At 54.5% G+C, this 13,432-nt stretch carries 4 protein-coding genes and 1 pseudogene; 2 read left to right on the top strand and 3 right to left on the bottom strand.

What is annotated here, in order from left to right; all coding sequences use genetic code 11:
* Positions 1-116: 116 nt before the first annotated feature.
* The 3 genes and pseudogenes from ACYZT6_RS25555 to ACYZT6_RS25545 all read right to left on the bottom strand — a co-directional run bounded on the left by ACYZT6_RS25555 (position 117) and on the right by ACYZT6_RS25545 (position 5,576).
* Positions 117-4,244: a CheR family methyltransferase gene (locus ACYZT6_RS25555; protein WP_462029119.1), complete on the bottom strand. Its 4,128-nt coding sequence runs from the start codon at positions 4,242-4,244 to the stop codon at positions 117-119.
* A gap of 127 nt (positions 4,245-4,371) precedes the next feature.
* Positions 4,372-4,599, bottom strand: a pseudogene (locus ACYZT6_RS25550) (IS630 family transposase); the annotation flags it as partial.
* A gap of 662 nt (positions 4,600-5,261) precedes the next feature.
* On the bottom strand, positions 5,262-5,576 hold the full coding sequence (locus ACYZT6_RS25545; RefSeq protein WP_462029118.1) for a hypothetical protein: 315 nt from the start codon (positions 5,574-5,576) through the stop codon (positions 5,262-5,264).
* A 352-nt stretch (positions 5,577-5,928) separates the two neighbouring features.
* On the opposite strand from ACYZT6_RS25545, the gene ACYZT6_RS25540 reads away from it, so the two are divergent.
* Both ACYZT6_RS25540 and ACYZT6_RS25535 read left to right on the top strand, forming a co-directional pair.
* Positions 5,929-6,360, top strand: a complete 432-nt coding sequence (locus tag ACYZT6_RS25540; RefSeq protein ID WP_462029117.1) for a hypothetical protein — start codon at positions 5,929-5,931, stop codon at positions 6,358-6,360.
* Positions 6,361-6,572: 212 nt separating this feature from the next.
* Positions 6,573-13,373: an inverse autotransporter beta domain-containing protein gene (locus tag ACYZT6_RS25535; protein ID WP_462029116.1), complete on the top strand. Its 6,801-nt coding sequence runs from the start codon at positions 6,573-6,575 to the stop codon at positions 13,371-13,373.
* Positions 13,374-13,432 lie beyond the last annotated feature (59 nt).

The raw sequence follows: 13,432 nt of genomic DNA, 5'->3' as shown, positions 1-13,432 counted from the left end.
ATTAGCAGCCGCTCCAAGGACGTATTGAACAGGCTGGGCAGCGCAAAAATAGCTCCCATTGGAATTCAACTGCTCCTTTAGATTTCATATTTCATAGTCAGTTCGCCCATGGCAATTCACTCCAGCATGCCGCTGCAAAGGGCTTCGATTGTTTCAATTAATTGCTCGTACTCCACTGGCTTTGTCATTTGACGATCAAAGCCGGAATCTTTTGTTTGATGCGGGGGAACGGCATAGCCCGTCAGCGCAATCGTCGGGGTAAATCTGTGTCGATTGGTTTTTCGCAGTGCCTGGACGAGTTCATGACCGTTCATTTCTGGCATGCCAATGTCTGAGAGGATCACGTCGTAGTGCTCATCTGTAGCGTTTTTCAACGCAAGTAGTGGCTCACTGAAAGTGTTGACCAGCGCACCCTCCATTTCGAGCAACATCCGCATGGCCGCCAGGATTTCAGGAACGTCATCCACCACGAGGACTTTGAGCCCCTTGAGACGACCGCTTTGCTGATTTTTGTCATCAGACCCGACTTCCAGCACCTGATCGGAAAGCGGCAAGAACACTGAGAAAGTGCAACCGTGACCCAGTCCCACCGAGCGGGCCGTAACAGAACCACCGTGAGCTTGCACCAACTGACGAACCAGCGACAGGCCAATGCCCAGCCCGTCGCGCTGAAGGATGGCTACTTTGGGTGCGGCCTGACTGAAAAGGTCGAAGACATGTTCGATATCGGTGGCGGAAAGTCCGATACCGTTATCAATGATCTCTATTTGAGCCCTATCCTCACGCCTGCTGAGTATGATCTGAATCCTGGCGTTCGTCGGACTGAACTTCAGCGCGTTGTGCAGCAGATTCCATACCACCTGCTCCAAGCGTGTGGCGTCGCCCTCCACGATCATTGGAGCAGGATTTGAGGAGGGAATCTGCAGGTTCAACTCAACGTTTGGATACTCTTCGACGGCCAAGGCATGAATTTCCCCAAGCATGGCCGCCAAGTCGAGCGGAGTTGTTTTGAGTTTAAGTTTACCTGTGCGGATACGCGCTACATCAAGCAAGTCATCAATAATACGCGCCTGACTGGCGACCGCATCACTGATCGTGTTGACCGCCTTGCTCGCCTTGTCAACGCTGCGGATGGCCGGCAAGCGCCGCAGGATTTCGGCGTTGAGCTGGATTAGATTGAGCGGGTGTTTGAGTTCATGGGACATGACGGCGAAGAACTCGTCCTTCATGTGACTGGTGACTTGGTTTTCCGCGATCCTTTTGCTTTGTGCTTCATGCAGGCGCTTGTGGCCGGTCAGGTCGCGAGCGATTTTCACATAGCCCATCACCACCTCCGTCCTGAGCAAGGTGATTTCCCCGCTGGAGAAGAAACGACTTCCATCCTTGCGCACATGCCAGCGCTCATCTTCGCCGCGACCGTGCTCGCGGGCTTGTCGCAATTCGTTTTCAGGTATGCCGGCGCCGCGATCATCAAGTGAGAAGATCAAATCGTAATAGGCGCCAATCACCTCGGTGCTGGTGTAGCCGAAGATTAACTCGGCACCTGTATTCCAGTCGGTGATCAAGCCCTGCTCGTCGAGGATGATAATGGCGAAGTCATGGGTGCTTTCCGCCACCAGGCGCATGCGCTCCTGGCCCACACGAAGATCGTCCTCTGCTTCACGGCGCTTGGTGATGTCGATGAAGGTCAAGACCGTGCCATCGATGTGACTCTCACTGGAGCGGTACGGTAATAAGCGGGCGATATACCAGCGGTCGTCGCTACTACTGACTTCGCGCTCCATCATGTTGAGTGACTCAAACACTGACGTGGCATCGTCTGCTAGCTGCGGGTAATTCAGGCGGTGTGTGATGTCCAGCAGAGAGCGACCAGTATCCACCGGGAGCATGCTGAAAATGTCCGTAGCCCGAGGAGTGAACCATCGAATATGCATGTTACGGTCGACGAACACGGTGGCGATATCGGTGGAGGCGATCAGGTTAGCCAGGTAGTCATTGATCTTATCGGTTTCCTCGACCTTGGATTTGAGTTCGTAATTGACGGTGAGGAGCTCCTCGTTGATCGACTGCAGTTCTTCCTTGCTGGTCTCAAGTTCTTCAGTGGCTGAACGGAGTTCCTCATTGATGGCTTGCATTTCTTCATTGGAAGCCTTGAGTTCTTCACTGGAAATTTCCGAGTGCTCAATGGTCTCCTGCAAGTGTAGCTTGGTACGTTGCAGTTCGTTTTCCAAGCTAGTAAGCACTTGGCTCTCAGTTTGGAAGTTCAGTCCATTAGAAGGCATGTCGGGGTCAACGTGAGAAACCTCGAACACGATCAGGCGTACGTCCTGATCAGTGGCCTTATCCTTGTAAGGCTGAGCTATGATATCCACCAGGTAATCACCCGCCGGGTCTTGCACTCGACTCTTCCTGGACATAATGGGCTTGCCACTTTGCTGCGCCTGGAACAGCGTCGTACGTAGCTCCAACCTTAATTGAGGCATGATAAGCGTCAGCAAGTTGCGGCTCATTTCGCCGGCCACATAGCGGAGGAATCGGCCTGCCCCTTCACTCATATGCAAGATGTCGGTATTGACGTCCACAATCATGCTCGGCGGCAAGCGTTGTTCAAGCGCCCGCTGGTGAATATCGGCGTAGGCGACTTTTTGCTGCACCTGCGCCAACGGAGGAGGGGGCGAGGTATTGAACGAAGTAAAGCCGCCGCGCGGCATGGTGGGCGCACGCCGACCGATACCGCCTACCTTCGCACGAAAAATACGGTTGCGCTTGTCCACAGGGGTGAACAGTTCAGGGCAAGCGTCGGCAGACTCGGACGACCCCATGAACAAGTAACCACCAGGTTTCAACGCAAAATGGAACATTTGCAGGATTTCACGCTGAATATCCCGCTCCAGATAGATGAGCAAGTTGCGACAGACGATCAGGTCGATTTGAGAAAATGGTGGGTCTAATAGGAGGCTGTGCTTAGCGAAGAGGATTTTTTCGCGAATTTCCTTACATACCTTGTATCGCTGAGCATCTTTTACAAAGTACTGACGCAGCCGTGTTGGCGGTACATCGGTGAGAATGGCTTCGGGATACTGTCCAGTGCGCCCGATACTAATTGCTCTTTCATCGATGTCGGTTGCGAATACCTGAAGCTTAACCGGGTTGGTTTCGAGCTTCTGATGTTCGGTACACAGGATGGCCAAACTGTACGCTTCTTCGCCGGTCGAACAGCCAGCAGACCAGATGCGGACTTCGTCAGGTTTTGGTTTTTCTAGACCGCACCCCATTAACGCTGTAAGTACATGACGTTCCAGTGCCTCGAAAGCTTCGCGATCGCGAAAAAAGTTGGTCACGCCGATCAACATATCGCCAAGTAGATTGTTGGCCTCTGCGGGATGGCTTTCCAGATAGCTGAAGTAAGCCGGCAGATCTGGTTGCGCGGTCACTTGCAGGCGACGTTCGATACGCCGCAGCACGGTAGCGCGCTTGTAGTGTTTGAAGTCATGCCCCGTACGCGTTCTCAGCAGCAGCAGGATGTCCTGCAGCGTTTGCTCGGCAGACACGCGCTCGTGCTCCGCAGCGTCGGCAGGCAACTGCATATCATGGGGAGTTGGCAGTTTGATGTTTTGCGAGTTGCGCCACAATTCAACCAGTTTCAGAGGGATTTCGGCGACGGGTAGCACCACATCCACCAGGCGAGTTGCGATGGCGGCCTGAGGCATGCCATCGAATTCCGCGTCTGAAGGCGCCTGAACAATAGTCACCCCACCCTGCTCTTTGATTCGCGACAGCCCAACCGCGCCATCACTGCCGGTGCCGGAGAGTACGATGCAGAACGCGTATTCCTTGTGTACGTCCGCCAGATCGCGGAAGAACAAGTCGATGGCTATGTGATGTCCGAGCGGTCGAGGGGTATTGATGACCCGTAAATAACCGTCATTCATAGATAGCTGGCTGGCAGGTGAAATCACATAGACGTTATTTCGCTCAATGGCACAGGTATCGTTGACCTGGTGCACCGGCATCGGTGTCGAGTCCTGAATGATCTGGTCAGCCACACTTTCGTGGTTGGGTGAAAGATGCAAAACGATGACGAACGCCATACCACTATCGCTTGGCATCTGCTCGAAAAACGTTTTCAGTGCACCTAAGCCGCCAGCCGATGCCCCAATTCCCACCACAGGGAACGGAAGATGACTGGGAATTACGCCTTCGCGCTCGGGAAGCGAAGAGGGACGTTTCAAAGTTGTTTTCATCGTCAATTCTCGTACGCCATTGGCGGCGATCGGCCGTTGCGAAAGTCATGCTTGAGTATAGAGCCGTAGAGACGTCTCTGGGGTAGTGCTCTGCATGGATGGCATCGAACACTAGTGTGGTGGTGTTTCAGAAGTACCACTGAAAATTCACTTGACCAGCGCTCGCTGCACGAGCGACTGAGACGAGAACGTCCTCGGTTTTCTTGTTGCACCGGAACGGCTTCGGGTTCTGGCTGTAAGCCTTTAGGTAATGCTCAATCGGAGCGAGATCCTTGACTCAGACGTGTGCCTGTCGCTTGATTCACTTCTCGCTCAACGTTGAGAAAAAGCGCTCGACTAAATTCAGCCAGGGAGCCAATGGCTGGCATCGTCGGGTTTTACCTTGCAATACCTCTCGCTGAAGTTGTTCATCTGAAATGGTGCGTGGCCGACCAGAGCCCGGTTTATCGTTCAAGCCCAGCAGTTCCAATTTAAAGAAATCGTGACACCACATGGCTGCGCAGGCAAAAGCTTCTCGGCACGCAGACGTGCATCCTGAGGGCCTTTGCGGAGCTTGACCCGGCGCAAAAAATTTCGCTTCTTCAGGGTTTGAAAGGGAAATGACAGTTGCTGAGCGGCCCATTTCGATACACGGCACTTGATAAGTGAGTTTTTACAGAGCCTAGACCAGTTTATCAGTGGCATTTCTGAAGCACCGCACTAGTAAGCAGTGCTTTAAGCGTTGTGAGCATATTTCAGTCCATCGAAAGAAGTGAAACTTTCAGATAAACAGCACAAGTCCGAAGGAGTTTTCCAAATATTTCTAACGGCGCTCCTGAGTGTCAAATGGCCGCCATAGACATTTTCCGGTCAAGATAATTGTGTCGCCTCGTCGTAAATGGCTATCGACGGCATGATTAGGAAACCGGCGATCATTTACTAAGACGTTTGGTAAAGACTTCTCATCAGAGGTCGAACTCGGATAGAGGATTGGAACTGTTTATGCAATTATCCTGTTGCCAGATCATCACGCTGCTATCACTTAGATGCGGTGCAAACTAACGTTTGCGCAATGCCATTCATCTTCAAAGCACGCATTTGAAGCCTGACGGAACCTCGACAGTTTGCTGAATAGGCTTCCTTTTTTCGATTTCTGGTCGGTAATGAAGGCTTGTCGTCATGCAGGATTTGCTTGGAGTAAAGATGCTCGCCCAGGTCGATCTCGGACAAACCGGCCGCTTCAACGACGACAATAAACTTACTTTCGGCGGACAACTCTCGGCAGGTAACTTGTTTTCGGACCCTACACTTCCCTAAAAAACCGAACTGCTTGCTCCAGTTGGAAAACGACATTTCGCTGCCCCCTTTCGTGTTGAGGAACCTCGGCCATCGACAGGTTCAGCGGGTGAATACTATGGTGGAACCAGTCCCATTCCGCCCCGGATATGCTTTTTTAGTAAAAACCGGAGGGGCGACAACTATCCTGACGGCGGGGGATACCTACAAAGCCATTGGTCAGTAATGACCATTGGAAACACCACTTGTCGAGATGATTTTTCACACGGCTAAGCGTACAGAGCATTGCTCACGGCGAATTCGTTTCCGAATTGGCAGCTATTAAAAGTTATAAATTAACACTAAATAACGTGAAAATTATGGCGCGAGCCTCATACTTAGTGGTGTTTATATTTTGAGGCGGTCAACTTTGGGCGCGTTATTGTTTCTTCGCACAATCGCTGCCGTTGCTGCGTTGTGTTTGGGGGGCGACGCTTGGGCGGCTCCCCAGCTGCAAATAAAGTTTCATATGGGGCTCAGTTACGGTGCAACTCAAGTAGTCGGTGGCACGCTTGTCAATTTAGGCGACGCTCCAGTTTATCGAGGCTACCTGATTGTAACGCCGATCAATGCCCAGTGCCGTCCGGGCACTAGCGTATTGCACGCCATCGGCGCAGTGCAATCGGGTGAGGAGCAACAGTTTCGTGTGCCTGTTCCTGAACGTTTTTCCCGCTACCGCTTGCAAGTGGGGGCATTTGACGAACAGGGCTTCATCGTTCCTGCTACGGATGCTGGTCAGACAATACTAGACGGACGGCTCAAGGAGGAGCGAGAAGAATGCAACAAATTTCGAAACGATTGAGCGTCTCAAAATACAAGATTGATATTTTAGCTGTTGTGATGTGCCTTGATTAAATGTTGTTGGGCTCCTGCGTCATTCGATGAGTTGCGCACAATGCATTTTTGAGCATGGAGTGTCTAGCAGCCTGAGGCTGGTTTCAGTGGTTGAGTTTCTTTATCCAGCATTTACCGGTGCTGCGTACTTAATTGATTTGCCGTAGGTGAAGTTTAGTTATGTTGTTTTCAAAGAAGGCGATTACATATTGGACGCTGCTATGTTTTACAGGGAATGTAACGTCATCCGGAGCGACGCCTTTTCCTCAGGCCATCGCTGTGGAACGGCAGCAGCAATATCTTATCTATCCACCGAATCAAGGTGAAACGTTGGAGTCGGTGGCCGAGCGCTTTTCGCTGCCAGTCAGCTCATTAAGCGCCTTGCGCGAGCAATTCCAAGCCTACGGATGGTTGTCTACGTCGGTCCTGGTGCCCTACAGTTCCGAAGGGGAGGCGCGCCTGTATAACAACTATCTCATCTATCAACTGAAGGAAGGTGAAAGTCTTGCCGCTGTTGCTGGCAGGTTCAATCGTTCGGCCCGCGAGCTTTCAACGTTGAACGGGCAAGTCATGCTCGCCAGTAAATTGACTACACTGAAAGCCGGCGACTTCATTTTGGTGCCAGGGCCTATAGGCTCGTTCGATAACAGGGCATCGGCTCAAAACCGTAAGGAGCAAGAAAAACTTGTAAGCGGTGTCGCCCAGGAAGTCGTTGGCGCGGCCCAAATTCTCGGAGCCAACCAACGAAGAGGGGCGGATCCGTCTGGCATACTCACACAGCGTGCAGCCGGGGGCTTAACGGGAGGTGCGTCTCGCGAGCTCGAGAATTTCCTCGGTGCGAATGGTACCGCCAAGGTCGGTATTCAGGCCAACGTTAATAATGGCCAATTCAATTATTCACTCGATTACCTTCAGCCTATTTACGAACGCGAAGACGACATTTTTTTCGGTCAAATTGGTACCCGCACTTTCGGCGAACGTAATCTGGCCAACCTTGGCTTGGGTTATCGGAACCAAGTCGATGAGCATTGGGTATTGGGCGTCAACAGCTTTATCGACCAAGATATGTCGCGTAACCATACGCGTGGGGGCATTGGTGCAGAAGCGTGGACAGATCAGGCACGCTTCTCGGCCAACTACTACACGCCGCTCAGTGGTTGGAAAAACTCCAAAGACCATCGCCTTAACAGCGACCCAGATACTCGTATTCTTCAAGAGCGTGCTGCCAGGGGCTGGGACGCCAATGTTGAGGCAAGCGTACCTGGCGTTAGGCAGTTGTCCGTCTCGGGTAAATATTTTCAGTGGGGTGGCGACCGGGTCGATGTATCGGGCAGTCGCAGTCAGACTGAAAAGGACCCAAGGGGATATACCCTGGGCACCAAGTATCAACCGATTCCCCTGCTGAATCTGAATGCTCAACACACTAAAGTGACGGGTGGCCGTGCTGGCTGGGATCTGGGGGTAGGTTTGACGTGGGACTTTGACAAGTCTCTTCAACAGATGCTTGATCCCCAAAAGTCCATTGCCTTACGTCCATTGGCTCAAGCCAAGACCGATATCGTCAATCGCAACTACAATATCGTTCTTGAGTATCAGGAAAAGGATAAGTTCGCACCGCTGGCCTTTGCGCTGACCAGTATGAGCATGATGGCAGGCACTAACGATCCAGGGCTGCGTGTTCAAGGCGGACGTCAAGGAAACATCACTTACTCATCATCCGACCCAGCAACGCTGAGCGTCGATTCCGTGAGCGGTTTGTTAAGCGCCATCATGATAGGTACGGTGACCATTACCGCATTGGAGCAAACTGGCGCCGGTAAAGTGTCTGGCTCAGCCAGCTATACCGTGACGGTTACCCCAAACACCTCTGTCGCGCCTAGCATCAGTGGTCTGAGAATCGTTGGTCAGGCGAGCAGAGGCATGCCTGTGATGGAGGTGGGTCAAACTCTGTCGGCCACCTATGCTTTTAATGCGAATACCGGTCATCCTGACGACGAGTCTCTTTATCTGTGGGGGCATCAGGCAACGACGGAAAGTAATGTCGGTAGCGGTCAAAAGGTAAAAGACAGGGGCCAGGTGCCGGGTTATACCATCGGTGAACTGGATCTCGGCAAGGTGCTGGAAGTGTCGGTACAGCCGAAGAATGGCTTGGGTGTGCTCGGTGTGACGCAGACCCTGGCTGCCGAAAGCGCGGTGATTAACTCTTCTCAGAAGCCCCAGATCAGTGCGCTGACGATCACCGGTACTCTGGAACTGGGTCAGAAACTGACGGCGAGCTATACCTACGTTGACCCGAACGGTGGGGCGGATCATTCGACGTATGCCTGGGGTCTGCAGAGCACGACGGCCGCGGCGGTCGACAATTCGACGCAAGTGGTGCCTGGCGATGGCACTGTGAAGTCTCCGGCCCTGGATAGTACGTATCTTGGTGCGGTGGTGGAACTGTCCGTGCTGGCCAAGAACAACCTGTCGGTGCCGTTGACCGGTAACAAGCTGACGGCTGACACCAGCGGGCTGGATACGGGTGGTACAGGCGGCACGGTGATTGATTCTTCGCAGAAGCCCCAGATCAGTGCGCTGACGATCACCGGTACTCTGGATTTGGGCCAGACACTGGAGGCGAGCTATACCTACGTTGACCCGAACGGTGGGGCGGATCATTCGACGTATGCCTGGGGTCTGCAGAGCACGACGGCCGCGGCTGTCGACAATTCGACGCAAGTGGTGCCTGGCAATGGCACTGTGAAGTCTCCGGCCCTGGATAGTACGTATCTTGGTGCGGTGGTGGAACTGTCCGTGCTGGCCAAGAACAACCTGTCGGTGCCGTTGACCGGTAACAAGCTGACGGCTGACACCAGCGGGCTGGATACGGGTGGTACAGGCGGCACGGTGATTGATTCTTCGCAGAAGCCCCAGATCAGTGCGCTGACGATCACCGGTACTCTGGATTTGGGTCAGACACTGGAGGCGAGCTATACCTACGTTGACCCGAACGGTGGGGCGGATCATTCGACGTATGCCTGGGGTCTGCAGAGCACGACGGCCGCGGCTGTCGACAATTCGACGCAAGTGGTGCCTGGCAATGGCACTGTGAAGTCTCCGGCCCTGGATAGTACGTATCTTGGTGCGGTGGTGGAACTGTCCGTGCTGGCCAAGAACAACCTGTCGGTGCCGTTGACCGGTAACAAGCTGACGGCTGACACCAGCGGGCTGGATACGGGTGGTACAGGCGGCACGGTGATTGATTCTTCGCAGAAGCCCCAGATCAGTGCGCTGACGATCACCGGTACTCTGGATTTGGGTCAGACACTGGAGGCGAGCTATACCTACGTTGACCCGAACGGTGGGGCGGATCATTCGACGTATGCCTGGGGTCTGCAGAGCACGACGGCCGCGGCTGTCGACAATTCGACGCAAGTGGTGCCTGGCAATGGCACTGTGAAGTCTCCGGCCCTGGATAGTACGTATCTTGGTGCGGTGGTGGAACTGTCCGTGCTGGCCAAGAACAACCTGTCGGTGCCGTTGACCGGTAACAAGCTGACGGCTGACACCAGCGGGCTGGATACGGGTGGTACAGGCGGCACGGTGATTGATTCTTCGCAGAAGCCCCAGATCAGTGCGCTGACGATCACCGGTACTCTGGATTTGGGTCAGACACTGGAGGCGAGCTATACCTACGTTGACCCGAACGGTGGGGCGGATCATTCGACGTATGCCTGGGGTCTGCAGAGCACGACGGCCGCGGCTGTCGACAATTCGACGCAAGTGGTGCCTGGCAATGGCACTGTGAAGTCTCCGGCCCTGGATAGTACGTATCTTGGTGCGGTGGTGGAACTGTCCGTGCTGGCCAAGAACAACCTGTCGGTGCCGTTGACCGGTAACAAGCTGACGGCTGACACCAGCGGGCTGGATACGGGTGGTACAGGCGGCACGGTGATTGATTCTTCGCAGAAGCCCCAGATCAGTGCGCTGACGATCACCGGTACTCTGGATTTGGGCCAGACACTGGAGGCGAGCTATACCTACGTTGACCCGAACGGTGGGGCGGATCATTCGACGTATGCCTGGGGTCTGCAGAGCACGACGGCCGCGGCTGTCGACAATTCGACGCAAGTGGTGCCTGGCGATGGCACTGTGAAGTCTCCGGCCCTGGATAGTACGTATCTTGGTGCGGTGGTGGAACTGTCCGTGCTGGCCAAGAACAACCTGTCGGTGCCGTTGACCGGTAACAAGCTGACGGCTGACACCAGCGGGCTGGATACGGGTGGTACAGGCGGCACGGTGATTGATTCTTCGCAGAAGCCCCAGATCAGTGCGCTGACGATCACCGGTACTCTGGATTTGGGTCAGACACTGGAGGCGAGCTATACCTACGTTGACCCGAACGGTGGGGCGGATCATTCGACGTATGCCTGGGGTCTGCAGAGCACGACGGCCGCGGCTGTCGACAATTCGACGCAAGTGGTGCCTGGCAATGGCACTGTGAAGTCTCCGGCCCTGGATAGTACGTATCTTGGTGCGGTGGTGGAACTGTCCGTGCTGGCCAAGAACAACCTGTCGGTGCCGTTGACCGGTAACAAGCTGACGGCTGACACCAGCGGGCTGGATACGGGTGGTACAGGCGGCACGGTGATTGATTCTTCGCAGAAGCCCCAGATCAGTGCGCTGACGATCACCGGTACTCTGGATTTGGGTCAGACACTGGAGGCGAGCTATACCTACGTTGACCCGAACGGTGGGGCGGATCATTCGACGTATGCCTGGGGTCTGCAGAGCACGACGGCCGCGGCTGTCGACAATTCGACGCAAGTGGTGCCTGGCGATGGCACTGTGAAGTCTCCGGCCCTGGATAGTACGTATCTTGGTGCGGTGGTGGAACTGTCCGTGCTGGCCAAGAACAACCTGTCGGTGCCGTTGACCGGTAACAAGCTGACGGCTGACACCAGCGGGCTGGATACGGGTGGTACAGGCGGCACGGTGATTGATTCTTCGCAGAAGCCCCAGATCAGTGCGCTGACGATCACCGGTACTCTGGATTTGGGTCAGACACTGGAGGCGAGCTATACCTACGTTGACCCGAACGGTGGGGCGGATCATTCGACGTATGCCTGGGGTCTGCAGAGCACGACGGCCGCGGCTGTCGACAATTCGACGCAAGTGGTGCCTGGCAATGGCACTGTGAAGTCTCCGGCCCTGGATAGTACGTATCTTGGTGCGGTGGTGGAACTGTCCGTGCTGGCCAAGAACAACCTGTCGGTGCCGTTGACCGGTAACAAGCTGACGGCTGACACCAGCGGGCTGGATACGGGTGGTACAGGCGGCACGGTGATTGATTCTTCGCAGAAGCCCCAGATCAGTGCGCTGACGATCACCGGTACTCTGGATTTGGGTCAGACACTGGAGGCGAGCTATACCTACGTTGACCCGAACGGTGGGGCGGATCATTCGACGTATGCCTGGGGTCTGCAGAGCACGACGGCCGCGGCTGTCGACAATTCGACGCAAGTGGTGCCTGGCGATGGCACTGTGAAGTCTCCGGCCCTGGATAGTACGTATCTTGGTGCGGTGGTGGAACTGTCCGTGCTGGCCAAGAACAACCTGTCGGTGCCGTTGACCGGTAACAAGCTGACGGCTGACACCAGCGGGCTGGATACGGGTGGTACAGGCGGCACGGTGATTGATTCTTCGCAGAAGCCCCAGATCAGTGCGCTGACGATCACCGGTACTCTGGATTTGGGTCAGACACTGGAGGCGAGCTATACCTACGTTGACCCGAACGGTGGGGCGGATCATTCGACGTATGCCTGGGGTCTGCAGAGCACGACGGCCGCGGCTGTCGACAATTCGACGCAAGTGGTGCCTGGCAATGGCACTGTGAAGTCTCCGGCCCTGGATAGTACGTATCTTGGTGCGGTGGTGGAACTGTCCGTGCTGGCCAAGAACAACCTGTCGGTGCCGTTGACCGGTAACAAGCTGACGGCTGACACCAGCGGGCTGGATACGGGTGGTACAGGCGGCACGGTGATTGATTCCAAGCAGAAACCTAAGATCGATAACCTGCAGATCAGCGGTACTCTGGACCTGGGTCAGATCCTGACGGCGACCTATACCTATACGGACCCGAACGGCGGCTTGGATCGTTCGACCTATGCCTGGGGTCGGCAGGACACGGCAACGGCGGTCGACAGTTCGACGCAAGTGGTGCCTGACAATGGCACCGTGACGTCTCCGGCCCTGGATGCGCAAACGTATTATGGCAATTTGGTGGAGCTGACGATATTGCCTACGAACAACTTGAAGGTGCCGCTAACCGGGGACAAAGTAACGGCGACCCACGAGATTGCTCCGGGTGTCACTGATGTGGAAATTATAGACTTCGATTCCGGCGCAGCCGTTGGCAAGGTTGGCCAGAAGTTGAAGGCCACCTTCAACTACGTGGGCAACAGTGACGGTGCGGTGAACTTCCAGTGGTACCGAAATGGTGGGGCCATTGCTGGGGCCACCAACCAAATCTACCAGTTAATCTACATGGATCAAGGTGCAGATATTACCGTTGGGGTGACACCAATTTCACAGTCAGGTGTGGCGGGCTTAGAGAAAATCTCTGACAGACTTCAGTCTATTGCAAGTGGGATCGAGCCTTTCATTCAACCGGAGGTGACAGCGTTGAACTGGCACGATGCAAGTAATTTTTGTTCTAGTCAGAACGCCAGGTTGCCAAAAGTAGATGACTTAAAAGAACTATTCACCAGGTTGACGGGCGATGTGGAGGCTTCTGAGGAGAATGCGCCTGGTAACGGAATCATGCGCGACATTTATGGATGGCCGTTCGAAAACGGGGAGGCGAAAAACTATTACTGGGCCGAGGAGGCGGTGCCCGGGACTGGGACCTGGGATGAACATTATGCCGTCGAAATGAATAACGGCCATGTGAGCAAAAACGTTGCAGGTACCTTGATGCAGGTGGCCTGCATCAAGTGAGATAAGGAGCCTGGCAAGCAGGCCGCTAGGTTCTGTACGAAAAATACTGTCGCAGACAC

The organism is Pseudomonas sp. RT6P73, assembly GCF_054897715.1.
The sequence above is the reverse complement of the archived record's forward strand: the minus strand, read 5'-3'. Positions and strand labels throughout refer to the sequence as shown.

Bases quoted from the DNA above. Each gene is read 5' to 3' on its own strand.
- ACYZT6_RS25555 (WP_462029119.1), bottom strand. From the start codon at position 4,244: ATGAAAACAACTTTGAAACGTCCCTCTTCGCTTCCCGAGCGCGAAGGC.
- ACYZT6_RS25545 (WP_462029118.1), bottom strand. From the start codon at position 5,576: ATGTCGTTTTCCAACTGGAGCAAGCAGTTCGGTTTTTTAGGGAAGTGT.
- ACYZT6_RS25535 (WP_462029116.1), top strand. From the start codon at position 6,573: ATGTTGTTTTCAAAGAAGGCGATTACATATTGGACGCTGCTATGTTTT.